This is a genomic window from Domibacillus enclensis (genome assembly GCF_900156125.1).
GTDB lineage: Bacteria > Bacillota > Bacilli > Bacillales > Domibacillaceae > Domibacillus > Domibacillus enclensis.
The window spans coordinates 1-25103 of the sequence record NZ_FTLX01000009.1 but is presented as its reverse complement, the minus strand read 5'-3'; the positions used below and the strand labels follow the sequence as shown (position 1 = coordinate 25103).

Genomic DNA, 25103 nt, shown 5'->3' with positions numbered 1-25103 from the left:
CAACAAGAGGACGGCCGGCATTCGGCTGTCCTCTTGTTTATTTATGTTGAAACGGGCATTTTCCTGTAATCGGTTCTACGTCGTCCCCGATAAAAAATTGCTTCCATTCGTTGTGGCTGGGGTCGCCAAAGTGGCTAATATCCGGATGTTTCGGAAGCTCATCCCACTTCTCCACCCGCTCGCGCACTTTTTCACGCGACATGATGCCGCCTGGCTCTGTCCCCGTCAGCCCTTTGAAAATTTTACGCGGCTGAAAACCGAGCACCATCGCATTGCCCAAATCTCTCGTTTTGCGCTGCTTATAGGCAGGTGCATTGCCAAACACAAAAATCGGCTCCCCGTGAAAATGAAAATCCCACAAATAGTGATCCGGGTCTTTTGGCGCTTCTGACGGCCACTCCTGTTGATCCTGCTCGTGCAGAAATTGAAGGATGGACCAAAACTGTTTCCGGTACTGCTCCAGATCCCCCTCCTGCTCAAAAGGCTCGACAAACAAAAATAAGCCGTGCCGAACAAATGGCGGTTCATTAAAGAGCTGAAGAAAGGAGCCTACTATTTCAGGCAGCGCCGACCAGTCTTCCTGCGTAATATACCCGTAGCGAAGCTCTCCCTTTCGTTCTCCGTTCATGCCAAAATAGCAGGGAAATGTCGGGTCCATGACGGTTCGGTGAAACGTTGCATATTCTTCCTTCAGCCAGTTAGGCAGGTCTTCGCGCGTTTCCATCTCTTCTTTCGTCAATAAAGCCGATTGGGTTTTCAGCAATGTGCCGCCTCCAGTCAAAATAAAATAGATCTCCCCTCTTTCCTTACCCCTTCCAAATTTTTTAAAACGCTCCCAGGTTTGAATTTAATTAATAAAGGATAAAGAAAGTGTATCTGTTTTATTTGAAAGGATGTGTCCCAATGAGAGGGCTCCTGTTTATTATTATTGGCGTCATTATTGTATTTGCTGCGTATACCCTATTGAAAAACTTCAAAAATCGCCGCTAAGAAAGCAGAGCCTGATTAACTTCGGCTCTGCTTTCTTTAATTCTCGACTCAGTAACCTGATTAAACTTCCTTTGAAAAATGAGCGAAAAGGCTGACTCTTTTTCAGAATAATAATTTTTTATAGGGGTAAAAGTAGACTATTCCAAAAAACAGGAGGTTTTCTTTCATGCGCGCAGTTACGTATCAAGGTGCTAAAAACATGCAAGTTAAAAATGTAGCCGATCCTACGATTCAAAAACGGGAAGATATCATTGTCCGAATTACGTCTACAGCCATTTGCGGATCAGATTTACATATTTACCAGGGTGCGCTTCCGCCGGCAGAAGAAGATTATGTTATTGGCCATGAGCCAATGGGGATTGTAGAAGAAGTGGGGCCCGATGTGACCAAGGTGAAAAAAGGCGACCGGGTTGTGCTGCCATTTAACGTTTCATGCGGCCACTGCTTTTACTGTGATAATGAGATGGAAAGCCAGTGTGATAATTCTAACGCCAACCCTCATCTTGATACAGGCGGCTACTTTGGCTTTACTGAACGATACGGGAATTTCCCTGGCGGCCAGGCAGAGTTTTTACGTGTGCCATTCGGCAATTTTATGCCGTTTGTGATCCCTGAATCATGTGAGCTTGAAGATGAAGCCCTTCTGTTTATGTCGGACGTACTGCCTACATCGTACTGGAGCGTCGAAAATTCAGGTGTAAAAGCAGGGGATACTGTCATCGTGCTTGGCTGCGGCCCCATCGGTTTAATGACACAAAAATTCGCTTGGATGAAAGGCGCCAAGCGGGTGATCGCCGTTGACCACGTCCCGTACCGGCTGGCCAAAGCAAAACAAATGAACAACGTCGAAACCTTTAATTTCTCGGACTATAAAAACATGGGCGACCATTTAAAAGAAATCACAAATGGCGGAGCAGATGTGGTAATTGACTGTGTCGGCATGGACGGGAAAAAGTCGCCCGTTGAAGCGATTGAGCAAAAACTGAAGCTGCAGGGCGGCACGTTAAGCGCCATTCAGATCGCGATTAAATCCGTGCGCAAATTCGGTACCATTCAGCTGACAGGCGTTTATGGATCTATGTATAACATGTTCCCGCTCGGCAATTTATTCGAACGGAACATCACCGTAAAGATGGGCCAGGCCCCGGTTATTCACTACATGCCGGAGCTGTTCAAGAAAATTACCGCCGGCGAATTTGACCCGACCGAAATTGTGACCCACAAAGTGCCGCTCGAGCAAGCCGCTGAAGCGTATCAAACATTCAACGACCACGCAGACGAGTGCATTAAAGTTGTCCTAAAGCCATAAAAGCAAAGAGCCGCTCATTTGATTGAGCGGCTCTTTCCATTATCAATTCACTTGTACTGGAACGTGAAAGTCGTGAAATACTTGAACCATCTTTTTCTTAGCTTCTTCCTCATCCGGTCCATGTATTTCAAGCTGAAAGCTCTTGGACGTTAAAATAGAATGAGTGAGGCCGAGGATGCTTTTCACATCAATACTCCGATGATCCGTTTTCAAGACGATGCTTGATTGAAAAGGCTGTGCCGCTTTATTTAACTCAACAACAAGCCGGGCAAATGTTGGACTGATTTCCATTTTTCATTCCTCCTAGTCTTCCTCATTAATAATGACCGACCGACCGCGCATTTTCATGATGAGCGGAATGCTGATCCAAAGCGCGCCAATGACAAGAAACAGCAGGGAAACCGGGCTCGTTACAAAAACTGCAAAATCGCCATTTGAAGAAGTGAGTGCACGGCGCATATTGTTTTCGATCATCGGCCCGAGTACAAGTGCCAGCACAAGCGGCGCCACCGGGTAATCATTTTTCGTCAGAAAATAGCCGAGCAATCCGCAAATGAGCAGCAGAGCCAAATCAAACGTATTAAACTGAACAGCGTACACACCGAAGATGGAAATGGCAATAATAATCGGCAGCAGATACTTGGCCGGTGTTTCAATGACCTTGGCAAATACCTTAACGAGCGGCATGTTCAGTACGAGCAGCATCAGATTCCCAATAAACATACTGGCAATCAGCCCCCATGCAACTTCGGGATTGTCTTCAAATAAAAGCGGGCCTGGCTGCACGTTGTACATGATCAGTGCGCCCATTAGAATGGCGGTTGTCCCTGAACCGGGAATGCCCATCGTCAAAAGTGGAATCATCGCTCCGCCTGATGCACCGTTGTTCGCGGATTCCGGAGCCGCCACGCCTGCAATGGCGCCGTGGCCGAACTTTTCAGGATGCTTGCTGATTTTCTTTTCTGCAATGTAAGAGAAAAAAGACGCTAACGTCGCACCGGCACCCGGAAGGACACCAATGAAGAAGCCAAGCAATGAGCCGCGTAAAATCGGCGCCGAGCTTTCCTTCATATCCTGTTTTGTCGGCAAAATGCGTCCGACCTTTGCGATATTTCCATCTCCTTTATCCCGGTCCAATATGGTGCGGAACACTTCACCGAGCGCAAACAACCCAACCGCTACGGTTAAAAACTCGAGACCGGAATATAAATACGCATTTTCATACGTGAACCGGGAAACACCCGAGACGTTATCCATTCCAATGGTTGCCAGCAAAAGACCGGCCACTGTCATAATCAATGCTTTCGTAATGGAGCTTCCAGCCAGTCCGCTCACTGCACAAAGCCCGAGAAGCATTAACGAAAAATATTCTGCCGGCCCAAACGAAAGAGCAAGCTCTGACAACGGCTTTGCCAGCAGCGTTAAACCGATAAGAGACACGATTCCTGCCACAAACGACCCGATGGCAGAGATGGACAGCGCCGCCCCGGCTCTTCCCTGCCTGGCCATCTGATAGCCATCCAGCGCAGTCACAACAGACGAAGATTCTCCTGGCGTATTTAATAAAATTGAAGTTGTTGATCCCCCGTACATCGCGCCGTAATACACACCGGCAAGCAGAATAATAGAGCTGGCGGCTGCACTTTGCGGATCGAGTCCTGATGTCAGCGTCGCGGTAATTGGAATCAAAAGGGCGACACCGCTCATCGGGCCAATCCCCGGCAAAACCCCTACGGCTGTGCCGATCAGGACACCAAAAAAAGCAAACGCTAAATTTTGCCATTGCATCGCAATGCCGAATCCATTTATTAAAAACTGTATTGCGTCCATCCTTCAGCACATCCCTTCATTAAATCGGAAACCCTGGCAGCGATCCTTGCAGCACCATCACAAAAAGGTAATAAACACCGAATGAAAAAGCGGCCGCGATCGCGATCGTTTTCAGCCAGCCGCCCTTTTCCAACACCTGGAACCCGACAGCTAAAAATAAAAAAGTGGTGATGACATACCCAAGGGGCTCCAGCAGGACTACATATAAAACAGCCGCTCCAAAAATAATCAAAAACCGTTTGTAATCCGGCTTTTCTCCTTTTGTATCTTCCTTTTTCATTTTGGCTGTTTCGATAAATAGCTTGATACTCAATAAAACCAGTAAAATGCCAAGTCCGATCGGAAAAATATCAGGTCCGACATTGCTTCCGTATGAGCTGGCGGATATCTTTCGGCTTTCTACAATAAACAGAACACCAATTAATAAGAAAACAATACTTGCATAACGATCGAAGGTTTTGTTCATTTCTCCACCCCACCTTAGTTAATATTCTTTTATGTAATCGCTTTCTAAAACGTACCATAAACCGGAGCGGATAAAAGCTTTCATCCATATTTTAAATAACGATCATATTTTTCACAGAGCATTCATTTCTCGTGAAAAATATGACGTTAATGTTTCTTATTCGTTCTTATGTGAGGAATGAACGTAAACTATATTCCTCAGCAGGACCATGATACGATCCAGTTATGAAAGCGTTACCAATAACAAAGGGGGCAACAAAATGAAAACACCATTTAACGTAAAAAAGTGGGGAAGCGTTTTAACAGCCGGTGCACTGGCACTTAGTTTGGCAGCATGCGGCAATGAGGCCGCATCCGGAACAGGCGCAGGGAATGAAGAAGGCGCGTCTTATCCTGAAAAGCCAATCATCATTAACGCGCCTTCCGGGGCCGGCGGCGGGCTTGATACAACGGCCCGTGCATTAACGAAAGTGTTAAGCGATACCGGGTTAAACGAGCAGTCTATGACCGTTGAAAACAAACCGGGCGGAGGCCAGGCCGTCGGCTTAGCGGACTTTATCAGCCAGGACCCGGAAGATCCGTATCGCCTGTTCCTGCCCTCTGTTCCTCTTATCATTAACAACCTGAAAAAAGAAGGGAACAGCCCGCATTCTTATAAGGACTTGACGCCGATCGCTCAATTAACAAAGGATTATGGCGCAATCGTTGTGCCGGCCGATTCAAAATATAAAGACCTGGGATCGTTGTTTGCCGACTTAAAAGCAAAGCCTGACAGCTTGACATTAGCAGGCGGATCCGCCCCAGGGTCGCAGGATCACCTTGTCGCCATGCTTCCTGCTGTAAAAGCCGGGGTGGATGCAGAGAAAATTAAATACGTTTCCTATGATGGCGGCGGTGAGGCCATGACAGCTCTGATCGGCGGCAATGCGGATGTGCTGGCTACAGACATTTCCGGCACGGGCGAATACTTAAAAGCAGGAAAAATTCGCGTTCTTGGCGTATCTTCTACTGAGAGACTGGAAGGAACGTATGCAGATATTCCAACCTACCAGGAAGCCGGAATTGAAGCTGACTTTACGATCTGGCGCGGCTTGTTCGGTCCGAAAGACATGCCGGATTACGCAGTAAACTATTGGAACGAAACATTGACTGAAATGGCGGCTACACCAGAGTGGCAGGAAGTACTGAAAACAAATGGCTGGGAAGACGGCTACAAAAATTCAGAAGAGTTTACAGCCTTCCTCGCTGAACAGGAAGTGCTCGTACAAGAAATACTGGAATCTTTGAATATGCAAAAATAAGGGGGCCACTATGAAGGAACCAGTAAATGAAGCAAAGCAAAAAGTGAAAAAGCAGTTTGGCCGATCCGCCCGTCAGTACGTTACAAGCAGCACCCATTCAACGGGAACAGACCTTGCACTGCTTCCCGAATGGCTGCAGCTTACCCCTGAAGCAGTCGCATTGGATATTGCCACAGGGGGCGGCCATGCCGCGAAAGCCATGGCCGGCCAAGCTGCGTTTGTTTTTGCTACAGATTTAACAGTGGAAATGCTCGAGGCCGCAAAGCAGCACTTGGATGCTCACGCGAATAATATTTTTTACGCAGCTGCGGACGCAGAAGCTCTTCCGTTTCTCGACCATACATTTGATGCCGGTTCTTGCCGGATTGCGGCTCACCATTTTCCCAATCCACAGGCGTTCGTCAAAGAAGTCTGCCGCGTGCTGAAGCCAGGTGGACGTTTTGTGCTTATTGACAATATTGCCCCGGCTGACCCGAGTCTGGACGCTTTCGTCAACGAGCTTGAATCGCTCCGGGATCACAGCCATGTTCGAAGCTACGCCATTTCAGAGTGGCAGGAATGGTTCGCCCAAGCCGGCCTTCGCATCGAAAAAGAGCAGTGCCGAAAAAAAACACTTGGCTACCGCGAATGGGTACGCCGGACCACCACCTCTGCTGAGCAAATCCAGCAGGTGGATGATCACCTTTTAAGTGCGGACACCTTCATCACAGATTACTTTTCCATTCAAAAGGAGAACGGAGAAGTCCAATCGTTTGAAATCGATGAATGGATGGTACTGGTCCAAAAATAAAGGGTAGCTTAAGACAAAAGGTTCTGGATAGAAGAAAAAGCCGAACGATGCGATCGTTTGGCTTTCTTTCGGGCTCTTCATGATGGTAGATCAGTTAGTGACTGCGCTTGCACGAATATAGTTTGGGCGGCTTCTGCAGGACTGCGCGTTCGGAGGGGCGCTCAGGCTGAAACAGCCGCGCACTTTGGGCTGGTTCAGCGTTCGCCACATAGAAAAGCGGAGCCGGCAGCCCGGAGCCCCTGATTGTGCTTTTCTAAGAAAAAAGAAGAATCAAGGCTTTCAGCTACTAGATCGTTCGGATTCAAGGGCCAATATCTTTTGTTATGTTTTTCGATACCGCCTTTCCGGCCGCCCGATCGTCCCGTACATGATGTCCACCTCTGCTTCTTCCCGTGAAACGAGATATTCTAAATACCGCCTTACCGTGGAGTTGCTGGCGCCGATCGCCTGGGCCGTCTCTTCTGCATTAACGCTTCCTGCCGCTGCACTTATTTGGGCACGTACTTTTTTCAGCGTATGTTTATCAATGCCTTTGGGCAGCTCTTCTTCTTCCTCGCGAATTGTCCTGCTGCTGTCTCCTTTCACCCCAAAAAACCGGTTAATATCGTCCTGTTCCATTACCGCTGAATGAGACAGCTTTTCCTTCGTTTTTTTGTATTGCTCCAGTGTCGATAAAAATTGATTAATCATGATCGGCTTCATCATATAGCTGAAGGCGCCCCCTCTAATTGACTCGCTGACCGTAGACACATCGTTCGCTGCTGTAATCATGATCACATCTACCCCTCTGGCTTCTTGACGAATGTCCCACAGCAGATCCGTCCCCTTTATATCGGGCAAATGCACATCAAGCAAAATCAAATCGGGCGTAAATACGTGAAGCAAATCCATTGCCTGTTTGCCTGTGCAGGCTGAAGCGACAATCTGAAAGCCTTCCACTTTCTGTATGAATTTTTTATAAATATTAATGGTTGTTTCATCGTCTTCAATAATCATAACCTGTATATGTGACATTCTTTATACCCCTTTCGTTTATCCCTTTGGAATGACGATCGTAAATTGCGCACCGCCGGTTTCTTTATTTGAAATGTACAGCTGCCCATTTAACTTCTCAAGCGTGTTTTTCACAATCGCCAGCCCAATGCCATGATTTTCTCCATCCTTTGTTGTAAAACCTTCTATAAAAATCTGCTCCTGCCATTCCAAGCAAATTCCCGGGCCGTTATCCTCAATATCAAAAACAACTTCGTTCCCGATGTCTGTGAATGAAACATATACGGATGCATCCTCACCCCTCAACTGGCTCGCCGCTTCCATCGCATTATCAATAATATTGCCAAGGACAGTGACAAACAGCTTTGTATTTAACGAAGCTGGCACAGACGAGATGTTGCTTTCTTCATCTATTTGAAGCCGCACCTTCATTTCCTTGGACCGATGGACTTTGCCAAGCAGACACGCCGCGATGTACGGATCCTTCACCGATGAGGTTAAGAACACAACGACATCCTGACGTTCCTTTACTTCATCGGAAATAAACGCCCGTGCTTCGTCATATTCCTCAAGCACCATCAAGCCATAAATGGTATTCAGCTTGTTTAAATACTCGTGGTTTTGCGCTCGGATGTTATCGGTAATGCTTTTCACTGCTGAAATTTCTTCCTCGATTTTTTCAATTTCGGAGACAGGGCGGATGGTCAGCACCACCCCTTTTGTTTGACCGTTTTGCCAGATCGGAGAGCCATCCGCCACATAAAGCTGGTGGCCAAATACCATTCGCTGATGGACAAGGCTTTCTCTTCGATGAATGATAGACGATGCAATGTCAACAAGCCGGCTGTTGGTCACTTTTCCATCTGCTGCAACCTGATCCTGCAGCAGTTTTCGCGCCCTTTTATTGATCGATGTCACCTGGTAATCGGTGTTCAAAGCAACTGTCGCGTCTCGAATCGATTCAAGTGTTGCTTCTTTTTCCTTAAACAAAAAGGAAATCTCTTCCGGCTCAAGATTAAAGATGAGTTTCTTCACACGCTTTGCAATCATTACTGACCCAGAAATGCCCAACAGGTTAATAAACAGAGCGAAAATAAACAGCTTCATTTGATATTCATCCATCCGTCTTTCTGCCTCTGTCGTTAAAAACCCAACAGAAGCCACCCCAATAATGCTCCCCTCTTCGTTATAAATAGGTGTTTTTGCTTTAATAGCGTCGCCTGAGATCCCTGTGCCCTTGTAAATAACAGATTTGCCTTCTTCAAGGGAGGCACGACTGCTGGTTCCCATCGTTTTCCCGATGTTTTCTTCGATTTGGTGTGAAAACCGGACATTTTCCTTGTTCCCAATGACAACATATCCGGCGCCCGTTGACTTTCTTATTTCTTCTGCGATCGGCTGTATGCGAATCGACGGGTCTTGCTCCCTAAAAGCATCGATGATCGCTTCCTTCTGAGCAGCCATTTTGGCCACTGTCATCGCCTGGCTTCCGAGAGACTCCTCCGTTAAGTCATCAATCATCGTCAGGAAGATAGCGCTTACAAAAATGACCATCAAGCAAATGACGATGGAAATAAGGCCGATCATTTGAGTGAGAAGCTTGGGCTGTTTTAAAAAAGCTGGCACTCCATTCCCCCTCTTTCTAGCTTTAACCGCCTTTAATCTTTCTTCCATTAATTCGCCACGGATGGGATAATGTCAATATTACGTTCATTTTATTCATAAAAATTAATTTTCACTTCATAAAAAAAGCTTTGTCCCGGGGCTTACGGCCACCTGAACAAAGCTTGCTGCTTTATGCTTCAACCGGATCTTTCAAAACCGGCTGAGTATAGTAATCCAAGGCTGCCTGAAGCGCTTCGCCTCGATTAACATGAACGCCGTGGCGGATCAGCACCGCTTCAAACGCGCCGAGAACAGCTAGTATATTTTCCCGCCGGCAGCTAAATCCCATCGTGCCAATGCGCCAGATTTTCCCGTGAAGAGGACCGAATGAGCTGGCAATTTCAATGCCGAATTCTCTCAGCAGCATACCGCGAACCGAATCCGCATCGATTCCGCCCGGAACGTGAATACATGTAACGGTTGGCAGCTTCCGGTCCGGATCACCAAACAAATCCAGGCCCATTGCTTTAATCCCACTGACAAGCGCTTTTTCGTGGAATACGTGGCGGGCAAACCGATTTTCAAGCCCTTCTTCCAGCACAAGCCTTAAGCCCTCCCGCAATGCATACAGCATCGATGTTGCCTCTGTATGATGGTTCAGCCGGCGCGGTCCCCAGTACTCCTGGAGCATGCCGAGATCAAAATAGTTGCTCCGGATAAAAAGCGGATTTTGGCTTTGAAGCTCTGCTTCTGTGGCAATGCCGCGCTCCACCTTTTTCCGGCTGTCAATTCTCTCCTCGATCCGGTCATTATATGTTAACGGTGCCATTCCGGATGGAACAGACAAGCACTTCTGCGTCCCGGCAATTAATCCATCAATGCACCATTCATCCACACGCACATCCGCTCCGCCTACCGATGCGACTGCGTCCACGATAAACAGCACATCCTGACTGCGGCAGGCACGGCCAATTTCCTCCAGTGGCTGCATGCAACCGGTTGAGGTTTCCGCATGGACGAGGGCGACAATATCCGGTTTCATTTCACTCATTTTCTGCACGATCTCAGCCGGGTCAAAAACCGTTCCCCATTCTGTGTAAATCGTTTCCACCTCAGCTCCGTACCTCTCACAAATCTCCATCAGCAAGTGGCCGAATCGTCCGTATACCGGCACTAGCACCCGGTCCCCCGGACGGATGACGCTGGCCAGCATCGCTTCGATACCAGAACGCGAGGTGCCGTCCACTGGAAAGCACCACTTGTTTTTTGTTTTAAACAGAATACGAAGCATGTCCATTACTTCGTTCATGATCTGAGTAAAGGCCGGATCAAACTGGCCGACAACCGGTGTTGCCATAGCACGGAGCACACGCGGATCTACTTCAACGGGTCCAGGCGTCATAATCGTTCGGATCGGTGTATTTAAGTCCTTGTAGTTCATTCAGTTGTCCTCCTTAAACGTACGCAAGCGCGTAAAGCTTGCACATGAGCAATTGAATCCCTTTTTCAAGCTCCTCAGGCTCCGTCCACTCATCAGGTGAGTGGCTGATGCCGTTTCGGCTCGGTACGAACAGCAGCATGGTCGGGCAGTATTCACCGAACACCTGCGCATCGTGACCTGCTCCACTTACGACTGTTTCAAAGGAAAAATCGAGCCGTTCAGCTTGCCGGGCGGCCATTTCCATCATGCCTTCATCCATTGCTACCGGCTGGATCTTCATCCACCGCTGAATGGTCATCCCCATGCCAGAGCTTGCAGCCCGCTCTTTAAATTCGTTTATTTTTTCCTCGAATCGGTTTAACATGCCTTCATGGTAATGTCTCACATCCAGGCTGCATTCCACTTCACCGGCAATAACATTCGGCATATTCGGTGAGGCACATACTTTTCCCACTGTCGCGACGAGTGCCTCATCCATCCGCTCTGCTTCCACAGATACAAACAATACCCATTCTGCCATCAGCCGCACCGCATCTTTCCGCATCGACATTGGGGTCGTACCGGCATGATTGCTTTCTCCTTTAAAGCATACTGTGTAACGCCTTTGTCCAACAATATGGCTGACGATGCCAATTGATTTCTTTTTCCGCTCCAGCACAATGCCCTGTTCCACGTGCACTTCAACGAACGCTTTCGGTTTGTTCTGCCCCACCGGCATCGGCTTAGCGCCAAATCCGGCTTTTTCCATTGCATCTTTGAGTGACACGCCGTCCTGATCGTAAATAGACGCTGCCTGATCCAAACTGTACCGCCCTGTCATAAAGCCCGATCCCCAGAATGTCAGCGGAAAACGGCTTCCCTCTTCTTCCGCCAAAGAAACCACGTCAATGGTGCGCTTCGGTGCCCCATATTGATCATATAATCGCTGAACCGCTATGAAGCTGGCGACAATGCCATATGCACCATCGAATTTCCCTCCTTCTTGAACCGTATCAATATGAGAACCGGTTAAAATAATCGATTCCGGTTCTTCCACCCCCGTGCGCCGGCCGAATAAGTTTCCGACTGCATCAAAACGGACATCCAGCCCTTTTTGCTGCATCACGTGTTTCAAGGCGTGCTGCGCTTCACTCCATGCATCAGTATATAAAAGCCTCGTCACGCCGCCAGCAGCTGTACCTCCGAATAGCGCCAGCCATTCCAGCATTTCGTCTGCTGTTTTAAAGTCATAATTTGCTTCTTGTACAGGAATACTCACCTTTTCCCCTCCTGACTGACGTGCTGCCTGTCTTTTTTTAGAAAAGAAAAGGCTGTCTCAAACGCTTGAGATAGCCTTTCTAGTATGTGATAGCCGTTAATTAGCGTCCGGCAAAAATTCAGTTGTAAACATGTCCGTTACAGCAAAGTCTTCTTCAAGCAAGCCGATCTCAAGCAGCTGGTCCTTTAATGTAGTCCAGCGTTCTTCCGTCATATAACCGATGCCGTTTTCCGCTGCATCCATCCCGTAAATGTAGTCATGCTGCGTTTCGGTTTCAAAGTTTAGCGCTTCAAGTGCAATATTCGGATTTTCTCCTACAATTACTTCATTAATGGCCGGTCCATTTTCTTCATAAGACGCCCAGCCGTCCACATAAGACGAAACAAACTTCTGGACCGTTTCCCCGTTGCTTTCCACATAGTCTTTTGTGGCGAACAGAACGACATTGTACGGATCGTAGCCGGATTCTGACACAAGCATCGTTTCAACCGGCACGTCCTCGAGCTCCATGAAATAAGGCTCTGACGTGACGAAGGATTGTGTGACAGATGTTTTGTTGTCGATGAAATTCACATGCTGACCGTTATAGCCGAGTTCTGTCACACCGCTCAGGTCATATTGATTTTTCAAGAAATCCCAGTAGGTAATGCCTGGCTGAACAAACACTTCCCGGCCATTTAAATCGTCAAAATCCTGTATCTCTTCTCCCTCGTGAAACATAAACGCCTGAGGGCTTCCCTGCATCGTTGCGGCAAGTGCCACAAGCTCAATCCCCTGGTTGCGGGCAATCAAAATCTGGTCCGCATGTGCAAGACCAAACTGGGCATCGCCTGCTGCAACAATCTGCACTGGCGATACTTGAGGACCACCCGGTTCTGCTTCTACACTTAAGCCGTTTTCTTCAAAGATTCCTTCTTCTATTGCGCTGTATACGCCGCCGTGCTGCGATTTAGGAAACCAATTTAACACAAGCTTGACCTCTTCTGTTCCGCCTGGCGAATCCGCGGCTTCACTCTCGGTTTCTGTTGCGCTTTCTCCGCTGCACGCTGCCAGCAGCAAGCTTGCCGCCATTGCAGATGCCAGCAATCCATTTCGTTTCCATTTCAAGATCTCCATTTCAATTCCCCCTCTATGTATCTCTTACTTATCTGATTTCATCGCGGATTCATGCCAGCTGCCAAGCATCATTTTTGAAAACAAGCTGACAAGCAGGTAAAAGCTGATGCCGAGTATCGCCGCCGCAATGCCGCACGAAAATAAAAAGGAGGTTTTCACTTGAATCGCTGCTACGGTAATCGCATAGCCCAGACCGCCGTTCCCGCCGCCAATACCGGCTACATATTCACCGACAATCGCACCGACAATCGATAATGTACAGGAAATTTTCAGTCCCGCCATCATGTAAGGCATCGCTGCTGGAATGCGCAGCTTCCACATGCGCTGCCATTTAGATGCGTTATACAGTGTGAAAAGCTCATCCATGCTTTTATCGACCGAGTTTAAGCCCATCAGTGTATTTGAAATAACCGGAAAAAAGCCGATTAAAAAAGAAATGACGACAATGGAATTAAAGCCGGCTCCAAACCAGATAACAACAATTGGCGCAACCGCTACAACCGGTATGGTCTGCAGAATAATCGCATACGGGTAAATGCTGCGCTCTAATATTTTCGAGCTGGCCAGCAGAACTGAAACGCCGATGCCGATTACTGCGCTAAGGAAAAAGCCAATGACCGATTCAAAAATGGTGATGCGGATGGCTTCTTGCAGAAGGCTCCAATCGGATACCGTTGCTTCCCACACATCGGTCGGCTTCGGCAAAATGTAGTGCGGCAGCCCGAGTACAGATGGAATCATCTGCCATAAAGAAAGAAATAAGATAAACGCGATAATGGGTCCTAAATACAGTTCTTTAAAAGTCGAAGCAAACGGTTTTTGTTTTTTTCCAGCGGCCACAAGCGCTTGCTGCTTTTTGGTCATTTCCACTTCTGACATCGCCATTTACACCGTCTCCTTCCGCTTTTCATCATTCTCAAGACTCGCTGATGCCCGATCCACATAGTCTGAAAAGGCCGGGTGTGTTCTCATGCCAAGCTCCCGCGGGTACGGAAGATTGACATCAATAACAGAAGACAGCCTCCCTGGACGTGCGGACATCACCGCAATTTTCGATGACAAGAAAACCGCTTCATACACATTATGGGTGACAAACAAAACCGTCATTTTTTCTTTTTTCCATATGTCGAGCAATTCCATCTGAAGGGTCTGGCGTGTAATTTCATCCAGCGCTGCAAATGGTTCATCCATCAGCAGCAGCTTCGGCCGGGCAGCAAGAGCCCGGGCGATGGATACGCGCATTTTCATTCCCCCGGACAGCTGTCTCGGGTAGGATGTTAAGTGATCCTTCAAGCCGACCATTTCCAGAACACTAATCGCCGCTTGTTTATTCTCCTTTTTGTTGCCGCCCCGCAGTTCCAGCGGAAGCAGAACATTATCCAGTACACTGCGCCACGGGAGCAGGTTCGCATCCTGAAAAACGAAGGCAATGTCATTTGTGTTCTTAATCAGCTCCTCCGGCGGCTCCCCATACACCGTTACTTCTCCGGATGTCGGAGTGCCAAGACCCGCCACCATTCGAAGCGCTGTTGATTTCCCGCAGCCTGAAGGGCCAAGAAAGCTGATAAATTCTCCTTCTTCAACCGGAAAGTCAAAATGATTAAGAGCGACTGTCCCTGTGTTGTAAATTTTGCTAACATTCCGAAAATAAACTGCATGATTTTTTTTTATAATCACATCGTTCGCTCCTTCCAATAGTGTTTTCAAGAGTGATGTTTTTAGTATGTTATATCTACTAACATCATAAGTGTGCGAAGGTTGAACCTCAATGTGCATTTTAACTAAAATTGACTTCTCTTCTTAGAGAAATAAAAGAAAAAAAGCTTGATTCGTTTAGAATCAAGGCTGAGTTTGTCATATTATCTAACAGCATTTCGTTTTGCCGCTGCACATTGTACAGAGCGGATGATTCCCCCGTATCCGGTGCAGCGGCACAGATTCCCCGCGAGAGCTCCTTGTATCGCATGTTGATCCGGTTCATGATTTGAATCAAGCAGGCTCTTTACGGCCATCACCATGCCGGGTGTGCAGTAGCCGCATTGAAATCCCCCTTCTTCAAGAAACGCCTCTTGAACAGGGTCCATTTCTCCTTGACCCGAAAGCCCTTCAATCGTCGTCACCGAAGCGCCATCCAGCTGGTACGCCAAAAGAAGGCAGGACACCGTCAGCTTGCCATTGACTAAGATCGAGCAAGCGCCACAGCGGCCAATCCCGCATGATAGTTTCGTTCCCGTCTGGTCCAGCTCATCCCGGAGTACGTCCACTACTCTTGCAACAGGAGACGTATTCACTTGAACCAGCTCTCCATTCAAGTGAAATGAAACGGAGAGAACCTCAGCTCGCCCCGCTGTTTGATGATTGACCTCCATGAAAAACGCCCCTTTCTTCTATTGACTTCAAAACCGTTTCCGGGTGGACCGGAAGCTGATTGACCTGCAGCCCTAACGCATCGTAAATAGCGCTTGCGATGGCAGGGGCTACGGCGACCGTGCCGATTTCCCCCACACCACGGGGGCCAAAATGATCCTGCTCAGGCAATGCTTCGATCGGCTCGACACTCAATTGAAACGGTACGTCCATGATTCCCGGAATCAAATACGTATCCAGGTTTTCCGTCACATACTGGCTGTCTTTCATGACAACGTCTTCAAGGAGCGTGTAGCCAAGCGCCATGACACCACCCCCTTCAATTTGCCCGACAAACCCCATTTCGTTCACCATCGGTCCCGCAGAAACCGTCTGGTGCAGGTCTGTAACTTTGATTTTTCCTGTCAGCAAGTCTGCCTCCACTTGCACAACAACACCGCTGTACGTATAAAGAAAATGAGCCGAATCGATCGGATCAGGTGACACAGGAAAATCAAACTCCGTTTCTGCTACGATCTCCGCCTGCCCGCATGCAAGATCCTTATAGCTTAAAAGAAATTCTCCATCAGACCAAATGCCGCCTTCACCTAAAGATAGGCGCTCTTTTCCTGTTAAGAGCGAAGCCCGCTTTAGCAATTGAGCGATAAATGGTTTCTTTAACCGCTGAAGCGAATGCCACACCATGCTCGTTCCACGCGAGGCGGTCGTTGAGCCGGAGGACGGCACCACTGCCGTGTCGCCAATGACAATTGATAGATCTTCCTTTGCACAGCCAAGCTGTTCCGTTGTAATCGTTTCAATGACAGCCAAAATCCCCTGGCCCGCTTCTTCAAACCCAAATGAAATTTCAATTTTCCCATTCCCCTTGAGTGTGAGCCTTCCGCCAGCAGGGTCCATCCGGCCAAAGCCGAGACCGCCGCCGTGCATCGTAACAGCCATGCCCGTTCCAATCTTTTTCCACGGACGCTCCTGAAGACTGGCACTTTTTTTCTCTCTGTATAACGCCGCTGCCGATTCAAAAACGTCAAGTGCTCCATTCGTCTCCGCAATGCGCTGGCCGAGCGGGCCGGCATCCTGCTCACGGCGAAGATTCAGCCGCCTTATTTCCAGACCATCCATCCCGATTGCGGCGGCTAACCGGTCGATCTGCCCTTCAAGCGCAAACGTAATTTGATTTCCGCCAAAGCCCCGGAACTCGCCGGAGACGCCGTTATTCGTGAAAACAGATATTCCCTGTGTATGGACTGCAGGAATGATATACGGTCCTGCTGCATGCTCCACCGCAAAATCTAAAATCGCCGGGCCTAGCGTTGAATACGCACCTGTGTCCGCCACAATCACCGTTTGGTGTGCGATCAGCTTCCCCGCTTCATCTACGCCTGTTTTCATGGTAATCGCCATCGGATGACGCTTAATGCTTGAGCGCATCGATTCTTGTCTCGTCTGGTGAATTTTCACCGGCCGCCCTGTTGCCAGGGCTAGCAGTGCGCCATACGGCTGTATGTTCAATTCATCCTTCCCGCCAAATGATCCGCCCATTGGACTCGATACGATCCGGATGTCGGACTCAGGCATTCCTAATATCCGGGCAAGCTGAAAGCGGTCTTTAAAGCCATGCTGCGTGCCGACATAAACGGTTAATGTCCCGTTCTTTTCAGGTACAATCACTCCTCCCTCCGTTTCCATGTAAGCATGAAGCTGGCGAGGAACGTGATAGGTTTCTTCAATAACCGCCCTGCATTTCGAAAATGCTTCTTCGATATCACCTTTTTGAAAGCCGGCCCGGTGCAGAACATTGCCGTCCGGATGAAGAAAGGGAGCCGATGGATCCAGCGCTTTTTCCGTGCTGTCGAGGACTGGGAGGGGCTCGTACTGAACATCAATCAGCTCAATGGCACGCTTCGCAATGTCGATCGAATCGGCTGCTACGGCTGCAACCGCATCTCCGACATACCGGACGATGTCCTTGCATAAAACGGGCTGATCCGGCGTGACAATGCCGAATCCGTTTAACCCTGGAATATCTTCATGCGTGACAATCGCCTGCACACCCGGAAGCTGCCGGGCCTTTTCCGTGGAAATGGAGAGGATGCGCGCGTGAGGAAACGGGCTTCTGGCAATTTTGCCATACAGCATGTTAGGAAATGATAGATCCGTTAAGTACTTTAATGCGCCTGTTACTTTTTCTTTGCCATCCGGCCGTCTGTTTCTCTTCATCGGTCCGTCTCCTTTCTTTTATTGCAACGACTGCAGCTCCGCGACTAGAAGATGAGCCGCTACTGTTCTTCGGTATTCCGCCGATGCAAAAGCATCACCGATCAAAGCGGACTCTTCCTTGATCATGACCGAAAGCTCAGTCAGCTGTACATCTGACAGCCGCTTTCCTGACAGCCATTCTTCGCATTTCACCAGACGCCTTGGCGTATTCACACCGCCTCCCGCAACGAGACGGATTGACTGTATGAAGCCTTGATCACTCACCATTGCCTGCATGGCCACAGTCACCACAGACGCAATAAACGTTTCTCTTCGTCCGATTTTCCGAAAAAAGCAATGAGCCTCCGATTGTGAAGGAATCGTTACATCCGTCAATATAGCACCGCTGAGGGGCATAACCGAGTCCGTTACATAATCTGACAGCGACTCTGAACGGATGCCATCTTCAGAAAACCAGGAAAGACGGGCATTCATCGCCAGAAGTATCGGAATCACATCGCCGACTCCATACAAAATATTTCCGCCTATGGTTCCTCTGTTCCTTACCGCCGGCGATGAAATGGTTCCGATAGCTTCCTGCAGGGCAGGGCACCTCTTCTTTAGAAGCGGATGAGTTCTGCACGTTTCAAGGTCCGTTAACGCACCGATCCTGACAGCACCGTCCACTGTTTCTTCAATGTCCGATAGCTCCCGCATTTTCTCCAGACTGATCAAGTACGGCGGAAAGGGTATGCCCTGCTCTCGCTGCATTTGCATCAATGTGCCACCCGCAATAAAACGGGCTTCTTCGTTATATTCTCGTTTTAACGACCTGGCCTCTTCAAGCGTTCCAGGCCGCCACACTACCGTCTGTACCGGCATCGACACATCCATTTTCACGCCTCCTTACCGCTTTCTCATACTGCTTCTTTGTATCAATATCCAACAGCATTGTTTCATCTTTAATAGAAAGGAAAACACCTTCTTTTGCAAAAGAAGGGTCTCTGATCAGTGCTCCTGCTCCGCGGTCTCCACCGAGCTTTTTCAGTTTTCCGAACATCTTTTCCGCGAACAAAACCGGCGGCTGAGGTGAACCTCCAACACAAGATGCCACAAACCCAGCTTTTGATTCTTTATACGTATGAAGCAGACATTGAATGAATTCAGTTTGAATAAAGGGTGTGTCTGCCAACAGAATCACAGCCGCTGTGGCCCCTTTTCCCTCCGCCGCCTTCAATCCGGCCTTTAAAGAGAACGACTGTCCAAGGTGTGCCTGTTCACAGACTACACATGACCATTTCGCGTCACATTCAGCAGCCGGCTGAAGCCATTCCTCTTGATCTGCCGGGTTCTTGACGACAATCACATGATCAACGCTTGACGAAAGCATTGCTGCAAGTGACGCACCCCCGATCGTTGTATCGCCGAACGGGAGGGCCAGCTTGTTCCTGCCCATCCGCCGGCTTTGTCCGGCCGCAAGTATGATGCCAACAATATACTCACTCATAAACAAACCGCTTCCTTCAGCTTGACAGCATGACTCACTTGAATCAGCTGGGCCACGATGCTGACTGCAATTTCTTCGGCGCCTTCCGCTTGAATGGCCAGTCCGGCTGGTGACGTAATGTGTGCTGGAATGGAATCGGAACCGAGGAGACGAGCGGTTCTTTTTTTAGAACCGAGTACGCCGAGGTACCGCATCTCTTTTCCTTTAAGAACTTGAAGCAATTCTTGATCACGCTTGAAATTATGCGTCATAATCACAACACAATCATCCGGCTTCACCTCTATTTGTGTGAGCAGTTCGTTCGGGAACCCGATGATCCGTCTTTCGGCAGCCGGGAAGCAGGTGTTATGGCAAAGAGCCGGACGCCAGTCGCATACCGTGACAGAAAAACCAGCGCCCGCAGCAAAGGAAACGAGCGGACGGGCATCCGGTCCTGCTCCAAATACGATCAAACGGCGCTTCGGACGAATCCGCTGAACATACACTTCCCCACCAAGGGCCCGGCTGTAAAACATTCCCCGCTCGATGACCTTACAATCGTCTGGAACACCGCCTGCCCAGGAGCCAAACGGTTCACCTTCCTCGGGGATAAACAAATAACCCGGCGCCTCTCCTCTTTTTTTCATCATCACAACCGATTGCCCTGTTTGCAGCACGCCCTTCAGCTTCAGCAAATGCTGTATATAAGCATCATCCAGCTTTTCCGTCCAAACAGAGATGACTCCATTGCATCCAGATCCTTCCCCCCACGACAATTCATCCTCGCCACGCATATCGTACACTACCTCTTCATAACGAGCCTCGCTCCCTTTTAACCGTTCAGCTAAATCCTCCTCCAGACAGCCCGCACTCAGCAGACCAATTTGCGTTCCATCTGGCTGAAACAGCATAGACGCCCCTTCTTTTTTGTAAGCAGAGCCGGTGACTTGCACAACCGTTGCCAGCACGCCTCCCGAGGAAGTCGAATCGATGGCATCCAGCACATCATGAATATCCTCCATTGACGATCCCTCCATTCGAATTGATTGTGCGAAAAAAGGGCATTGATTTAACGAAATCATTGCCCTCCCAGATCAGCTTCCTCTGTATACTTGATACCCCCATGGCGAAATGAGCAGCGGAATGTGGTAGTGCGCCTCAGCTGCTGACAGAGCTACACGAACCGATACTTTTGTTAAAAAAGGCGGCTCTCCAGCCTGAACTCCCTTCTGTCCAAAATATTCGCCCACATTGTATAAAAGCTCGTATTCTCCTTGTTTAAAGTCCGCTCCACGGACGAGCGGTTCATCAACCCGTCCGTCCTGGTTTGTTTTCAATTCATTGAGCTTTTCCTTTTTTGTTTCCGACTGGATAAAATAAACACAGACAGAAACCTCCGCCGCCGGACGTCCATGAACTAAATCTAAAATATGCGTTGTGACTGAAGGCATTCATCCGCCTCCGTTTCTCGGACAAGATCGGAAAGGCGCAAATAAGCAATGGCAAACACTTCATTCAACGCCCTTTCAAATTCTGTTGCCCGGTCATTTTCCAAACGCGCTTTCAGCTGACCATAAATTTCTTCCTTCGTTTTGCCTCGCACGGCCATAATAAAAGGAAAATCGAACTTTTTGATATACGCTTCGTTCAATGAAGAAAACGCGTTGAATTCTGTTTTCGTCAGCGATGTCAAGCCAGCGCCAGTTTGTTCCTTCACTGATGCATCGGTCATTTTAATTTTGGCGCCAAGGTTCGGGTGGTTGCGCAGCAGTGCCAGCTGATCAGAATTTGATGACTCCCGCACGATCAGCACCATTTGCTCATGCAACGATGCTCTCGAAGAAAACGGCCGGTTATGCACAGCTTGCTCTGCCACCCAGAGCGAATGCTCGAACACTCCGCCAAAGTGCTGAATGAACGCAACTTTTTTCATTTCATTAACAGATTGTATCGTCAGCATTCCCACACCTCTTTTATTCCTTTTTTACGTTATAATATATAACATAATGATATTTTACAGGGGTTGACATACTCTGTCATTAGTCAAAATCACTAATAAATGAATTATTTTCTGCTTTTTTCACAAAAACGACTCATATTATGTTATATAATATAACATAAGATAATTTTCCGGAGGGATTTTTGTGAAATTAAAAACACTGCTCGCACAGGAGCCTTTTCACCAGATGAAGCTGATTGCTGGCGAAAAAGGCTTAGCCAACGATATCACGAACGTGACAATGATGGATGCACCCGATATTCTTCCGTATTTAAAACCAAACGACCTGCTAGTGACAACTGGCTATCACGTAAAAGATGACCCCACAGCACTCATTCAACTGATTGAACAAATGGCCAGGAAAAGCTGCGCCGCCTTATTCATTAAAACAAAGCGTTTTTTCGGGGAGATCCCTGCCGATTCTCTGCAGCTCGCCAATAGCCTTCACTTTCCCATCGTCGAAATTCCCGAAAACTGGTCATTAGGTGAAACAGTCAACCAAATGCTGAGTGTCATACTCGATAAACGAACAAGCGAATTACGGGGTGCCATTGATACACACAAATTATTTTCAAGCCACATTATGAGTGGAAAGGGCTTAAACGCACTGCTTGCCAACTTAACGGACTTGACCGGCCACCGGGCCTTTTTATGCACAGCGTATTTTTCTCCAATCGCCGGAGACCGGGCGCTCGCTGACGTGCTGTCCCCCTTTAAAAAATGGTCATCAGAGCATGGCTCCTTTTTATCACCCGGCTCTGCTTTCACCGCTTTTAGTACGATGGCCCAAAAAGAAGATTACACACTGTTCCCGGTTTATACGCACGAGAAAAAAGCCGCTCTTCTTCTTTTGGAAGGACCCATTTATCCGACTGAGCATGTGAAGCTTTTGACGATCGAGCAAGCTGTGAACGTCATATCCTTTGAGCTGCTTAAAGAAGACGCTGTAAAACAATTCACCCGCCGGATTCGAAATGAATTTTTCTCTAATTTTTTAGATGATGCGTTCTCCAGTGAAGAAGAAGCTGTCAGCCGGGCGAAGGAATTCGACCTGCCGCTTAAACAAAAGTACATTTGTGCTGCCGGACGCATCGATGCACCTGAAGAAGAATGGTCGTATTACACGAACCAAAAAGAACTGGATGCCATTTATTACTTTTTTGAAAAAGAGCTGCACACAATGGAGGTGCCCTGTCACTTATTCACAAAAGGGGAAACGCTTATTCTTCTCTTGAAAGTACCCGAGCATATAAAGGATACACATTCGTTCACCGCTTCTTTTTTACAAACATTGCAAAGTCGGTTAAGCAGGGAGCACGGTGCAACGATGTCGTTTGGTATCAGCCACCTTTGCTCGTCTCTCCTGTTTGTCCGGCAAGGCTACAAAGAAGCAAGAGATGCCTGGAAAACAAACCGGCTCTCCAGTGGCCCTTCATCCGTTCACTTCCATCGCACGAAAGATGTCAGCGAGCTGCTGCGGCTTCTTCCTGTCAAGGACTTAACACAGTTTTACAAGCATACCGTGCAACAGCTCAAGCTCAGCAACTTAGAAGAAGAAAAATCACTTCTCGATACGTTATTTGTGTATATGGAAAGCCACTGCCATATTTCCGAAACAGCCAAGCGTCTTTTTGTTCACCGGAATACCGTCGTTTACCGTCTGGAAAAATGCGAAGAGCTTCTTGGCACCTCATTAAAAGACCCGGAATTTTCTCTTCAAATTCGTCTTGCACTGCGCATCAAGCATTTAATGAATACGTGAAAAAACCCGGAGACTAAACCTCCGGGCTTTTTTACATATAATAAAAGTATCGTTCGTCTGTTTTATCGTAAAGCTGCTCCTCTGCAATTCCCGTTCGGCGGACAATAATCGCATTTAACGCCAGCTTAAGCTGATCGTCACTGAGGTCATCCATCAAATGAATCGGCGCTGTCGCTTTTACATTGCTTAAAAATTGCATAGCCAATGTGAGCAGCGCGTCACGGTGATCCGAGAAAGCCCGGTCCACGATCGTATCCGGCCATAAAAACCGGCCGTCCTTCAAGTGAATATACGGACTTACTTTTTTCCGAAGGCTTCTGTCTCCCGTTATCAAGAAAATAAACGCAAGCTTTGACCGATCCGCGCGCTGCATCGCAGGCATCGAAGACCGCGCCAGTTCAAAACGGCTCTTATGCTGTTCATTTAAAAACTGTACATTCATATTGCAGCCTCCTTTTGATCGTCGTTGGCTCCATTTAATCATGAATGTGTTTATTTGGCTGAAATCATGGCAGGTTTCCTAACAGATAAGTTGATTCCTACTCCAAATCCCCATATGATAAACCTATACTTTTCGTATATCCTTAACGATACGGGTTAAGGGTTTCTACCGGAACCGTAAATTCCAGGCTACGAAAAAATTGGCGCTCGCGCTAATTTTTTCGTGGCTTTTTTCAATTGACAGGAGGAATGGAAATGAAATTGCTTATTAAAAATGCCCAAATCGTCACGATGAACAAAAAGGAAGAAATCATCAAAGGGGACCTTCTTATTCATGATGACCGAATTGTATCTGTTGGACCGTCTCTTAACGAAGCCCTGGCCGATCGCGTCATTGATGCAACAGGAAAAACGATTATTCCGGGCTTTGTCCAGACACACATCCACCTGTGCCAAACACTGTTTCGAGGCAAGGGAGACGACCTCGAATTAATGGACTGGCTGAAAAAGCGGATCTGGCCGCTTGAAGCGTCCCATGACGAAGAATCCATTTATTATTCTGCGCTGCTCGGCATCGGGGAATTGCTGCAAAGCGGTACAACGACAATTGTCGACATGGAGACGGTCAGCCACACGGATTTCGCCTTTCGCGCGATTGCAGAAAGTGGAATTCGCGCCCTGTCCGGTAAGGTGATGATGGACAAAGGAAACGAAGTACCGGTCGGGCTGCAGGAAAAAACCGCACAATCCATTCAAGAAAGTGTTGATTTGCTGGAAAAATGGCATATGTATGACAGCGGGCGCATTCAATATGCATTTTCACCGAGATTTGTCGTTTCGTGCACAGAGGAACTATTGAGAGAAGTGCAGAAGCTGTCTACACATTATAATGTAATGGTTCACACGCATGCTTCTGAAAATCTGGGGGAAATTGCGATTGTCGAAAAAGAAACGGGGATGCGGAATGTCGTCTACCTTGATCATCTCGGGCTCGCAAACGAACGATTGATTCTTGCTCATTGCATCTGGCTGGATGAGCAGGAAAAACAAATTATTAAGGAACGAGGCGTCCACGTCAGTCACTGCCCGGGCTCTAATTTAAAGCTTGCCTCAGGCATTGCCGATATTCCAGATTTGCTTGAAAACGGCTCATCCGTCAGCCTCGGTGCAGACGGCGCTCCATGCAATAACAATTTGGATATGTTCAATGAGATGCGACTGGCCGCTTTAATCCAAAAGCCGCTGCATGGTCCGACCAGCATGAATGCCAGGACTGTCTTCAGAATGGCCACAATTGGCGGCGCCCGGGCAGTGGGAATGGATCAGGAAATCGGAAGCATTGAAGACGGCAAAAAAGCCGACATCGCCATTTTAAACTTAAATCATTTTCATACATTCCCATCTTATGACGTTGATCCAATTTCCCGCATTGTTTATTCTGCTACACGTGCCGATGTAGAGACGACTATCGTGAACGGGAAAGTGGTCATGGAAAACGGTCTAATGAAGACGGTGGACAAAGAAAACGTATTAAAAGAGGCGGATGCATCCATTAGACGCCTTCTCAGCCGGACAGCTATTTTAAGCTGATCATAATGATTCAATATTATGTTAAACACAAAAAAAAGAACAGCATCCGCTGTTCTTTTAAATTTGCCTGGCGGCGTCCTGCTCTCACAGGGGGAGACCCCCAACTACCATCGGCGCTGAAGAGCTTAACTGCCGTGTTCGGGATGGGAACGGGTGTGACCTCT

At 48.1% G+C, this 25103-nt stretch carries 24 protein-coding genes, 1 rRNA gene and 1 riboswitch; of the genes, 5 read left to right on the top strand and 20 right to left on the bottom strand.

Annotated features, from left to right (window positions below):
• Positions 1 to 37: 37 nt before the first annotated feature.
• The gene (locus tag BW952_RS16035) at positions 38 to 724 is read right to left on the bottom strand and encodes a YqcI/YcgG family protein (protein ID WP_414735830.1); all 687 of its coding nucleotides are present in this window, start codon (positions 722 to 724) and stop codon (positions 38 to 40) included.
• 432 nt (positions 725 to 1156) lie between these two features.
• Between BW952_RS16035 and BW952_RS16030 the strand changes: the two genes are divergently transcribed.
• Positions 1157 to 2299, top strand: a complete 1143-nt coding sequence (locus BW952_RS16030) for a zinc-dependent alcohol dehydrogenase (protein WP_045852081.1) — start codon at positions 1157 to 1159, stop codon at positions 2297 to 2299.
• Between the two features lie 42 nt (positions 2300 to 2341).
• Here the strand turns inward: BW952_RS16030 and BW952_RS16025 are convergent, their stop codons facing one another.
• The 3 genes from BW952_RS16025 to BW952_RS16015 are packed head-to-tail and all read right to left on the bottom strand — an operon-like array spanning position 2342 to position 4595.
• Positions 2342 to 2590: an HPr family phosphocarrier protein gene (locus tag BW952_RS16025; RefSeq protein ID WP_045852082.1), complete on the bottom strand. Its 249-nt coding sequence runs from the start codon at positions 2588 to 2590 to the stop codon at positions 2342 to 2344.
• A 12-nt stretch (positions 2591 to 2602) separates the two neighbouring features.
• Entirely contained in the window at positions 2603 to 4129 is a 1527-nt protein-coding gene (locus BW952_RS16020; RefSeq protein WP_045852083.1) for a tripartite tricarboxylate transporter permease, read from the bottom strand.
• Positions 4130 to 4148: 19 nt separating this feature from the next.
• Positions 4149 to 4595: a tripartite tricarboxylate transporter TctB family protein gene (locus tag BW952_RS16015; protein WP_045852084.1), complete on the bottom strand. Its 447-nt coding sequence runs from the start codon at positions 4593 to 4595 to the stop codon at positions 4149 to 4151.
• 259 nt (positions 4596 to 4854) lie between these two features.
• On the opposite strand from BW952_RS16015, the gene BW952_RS16010 reads away from it, so the two are divergent.
• The gene (locus tag BW952_RS16010) at positions 4855 to 5895 is read left to right on the top strand and encodes a tripartite tricarboxylate transporter substrate binding protein (RefSeq protein ID WP_045852085.1); all 1041 of its coding nucleotides are present in this window, start codon (positions 4855 to 4857) and stop codon (positions 5893 to 5895) included.
• Positions 5896 to 5905: 10 nt separating this feature from the next.
• Positions 5906 to 6685 carry a class I SAM-dependent methyltransferase gene (locus BW952_RS16005; protein ID WP_045852086.1) on the top strand — a complete coding sequence of 260 codons (780 nt, stop codon included), beginning with the start codon at positions 5906 to 5908 and terminating at the stop codon, positions 6683 to 6685.
• Between the two features lie 321 nt (positions 6686 to 7006).
• Here BW952_RS16005 and BW952_RS16000 read toward each other — a convergent pair whose 3' ends face one another.
• The 14 genes from BW952_RS16000 to uraD form a co-directional block, all read right to left on the bottom strand.
• On the bottom strand, positions 7007 to 7699 hold the full coding sequence (locus BW952_RS16000; RefSeq protein WP_045852087.1) for a response regulator: 693 nt from the start codon (positions 7697 to 7699) through the stop codon (positions 7007 to 7009).
• Positions 7700 to 7717: 18 nt separating this feature from the next.
• Positions 7718 to 9304 carry an ATP-binding protein gene (locus BW952_RS15995; protein WP_231581485.1) on the bottom strand — a complete coding sequence of 529 codons (1587 nt, stop codon included), beginning with the start codon at positions 9302 to 9304 and terminating at the stop codon, positions 7718 to 7720.
• 169 nt (positions 9305 to 9473) lie between these two features.
• Positions 9474 to 10724 carry a pyridoxal-phosphate-dependent aminotransferase family protein gene (locus BW952_RS15990; RefSeq protein ID WP_045852088.1) on the bottom strand — a complete coding sequence of 417 codons (1251 nt, stop codon included), beginning with the start codon at positions 10722 to 10724 and terminating at the stop codon, positions 9474 to 9476.
• A 13-nt stretch (positions 10725 to 10737) separates the two neighbouring features.
• Positions 10738 to 11982, bottom strand: coding sequence for a Zn-dependent hydrolase (locus BW952_RS15985; protein WP_076496345.1), 1245 nt, complete (start codon positions 11980 to 11982; stop codon positions 10738 to 10740).
• Between the two features lie 96 nt (positions 11983 to 12078).
• Positions 12079 to 13098, bottom strand: coding sequence for an ABC transporter substrate-binding protein (locus tag BW952_RS15980; RefSeq protein WP_045852089.1), 1020 nt, complete (start codon positions 13096 to 13098; stop codon positions 12079 to 12081).
• Positions 13099 to 13122: 24 nt separating this feature from the next.
• On the bottom strand, positions 13123 to 13983 hold the full coding sequence (locus BW952_RS15975) for an ABC transporter permease (protein WP_076496344.1): 861 nt from the start codon (positions 13981 to 13983) through the stop codon (positions 13123 to 13125).
• A complete protein-coding gene (locus BW952_RS15970) occupies positions 13984 to 14775 on the bottom strand; it encodes an ABC transporter ATP-binding protein (RefSeq protein ID WP_052698527.1) in 792 nt (263 codons plus the stop codon).
• Between the two features lie 182 nt (positions 14776 to 14957).
• The gene (locus tag BW952_RS15965; RefSeq protein WP_045852090.1) at positions 14958 to 15467 is read right to left on the bottom strand and encodes a (2Fe-2S)-binding protein; all 510 of its coding nucleotides are present in this window, start codon (positions 15465 to 15467) and stop codon (positions 14958 to 14960) included.
• Positions 15433 to 17682 (bottom strand): xanthine dehydrogenase subunit D, encoded by a 2250-nt coding sequence (gene pucD / locus BW952_RS15960; protein ID WP_045852091.1) that lies wholly within the window; start codon positions 17680 to 17682, stop codon positions 15433 to 15435. Before pucD ends, BW952_RS15965 begins: the two co-directional genes overlap by 35 nt.
• Positions 17683 to 17700: 18 nt before the next feature.
• Entirely contained in the window at positions 17701 to 18555 is an 855-nt protein-coding gene (locus tag BW952_RS15955; RefSeq protein ID WP_045852092.1) for an FAD binding domain-containing protein, read from the bottom strand.
• A complete protein-coding gene (locus BW952_RS15950) occupies positions 18503 to 19168 on the bottom strand; it encodes a nucleotidyltransferase family protein (protein WP_045852093.1) in 666 nt (221 codons plus the stop codon). The genes BW952_RS15955 and BW952_RS15950 overlap by 53 nt, the downstream gene beginning before the upstream one ends.
• Positions 19165 to 20169: an XdhC family protein gene (locus BW952_RS15945; RefSeq protein WP_045852094.1), complete on the bottom strand. Its 1005-nt coding sequence runs from the start codon at positions 20167 to 20169 to the stop codon at positions 19165 to 19167. Before BW952_RS15945 ends, BW952_RS15950 begins: the two co-directional genes overlap by 4 nt.
• A 72-nt stretch (positions 20170 to 20241) precedes the next feature.
• Complete coding sequence (gene uraH / locus BW952_RS15940) at positions 20242 to 20598, bottom strand: hydroxyisourate hydrolase (RefSeq protein ID WP_045852095.1); 357 nt, start codon at positions 20596 to 20598, stop codon at positions 20242 to 20244.
• Positions 20571 to 21107 carry a 2-oxo-4-hydroxy-4-carboxy-5-ureidoimidazoline decarboxylase gene (uraD, locus tag BW952_RS15935; RefSeq protein WP_045852096.1) on the bottom strand — a complete coding sequence of 179 codons (537 nt, stop codon included), beginning with the start codon at positions 21105 to 21107 and terminating at the stop codon, positions 20571 to 20573. The genes uraH and uraD overlap by 28 nt, the downstream gene beginning before the upstream one ends.
• 184 nt (positions 21108 to 21291) lie before the next feature.
• Here uraD and BW952_RS15930 point away from each other — a divergent pair, with 184 nt between their 5' ends.
• Positions 21292 to 22908 (top strand): PucR family transcriptional regulator, encoded by a 1617-nt coding sequence (locus BW952_RS15930; RefSeq protein WP_045852097.1) that lies wholly within the window; start codon positions 21292 to 21294, stop codon positions 22906 to 22908.
• Positions 22909 to 22939: 31 nt separating this feature from the next.
• On the opposite strand, the gene BW952_RS15925 is transcribed toward BW952_RS15930, so the two are convergent.
• Complete coding sequence (locus tag BW952_RS15925; protein WP_045852098.1) at positions 22940 to 23350, bottom strand: hypothetical protein; 411 nt, start codon at positions 23348 to 23350, stop codon at positions 22940 to 22942.
• A gap of 112 nt (positions 23351 to 23462) precedes the next feature.
• Positions 23463 to 23561, top strand: a riboswitch (purine riboswitch).
• 43 nt (positions 23562 to 23604) lie between these two features.
• Here BW952_RS15925 and BW952_RS15920 point away from each other — a divergent pair.
• A complete protein-coding gene (locus BW952_RS15920; RefSeq protein WP_045852099.1) occupies positions 23605 to 24939 on the top strand; it encodes a 5'-deoxyadenosine deaminase in 1335 nt (444 codons plus the stop codon).
• 65 nt (positions 24940 to 25004) lie between these two features.
• Here BW952_RS15920 and rrf read toward each other — a convergent pair.
• Positions 25005 to 25103 (bottom strand): 5S ribosomal RNA (gene rrf, locus BW952_RS15915); the annotation flags it as partial.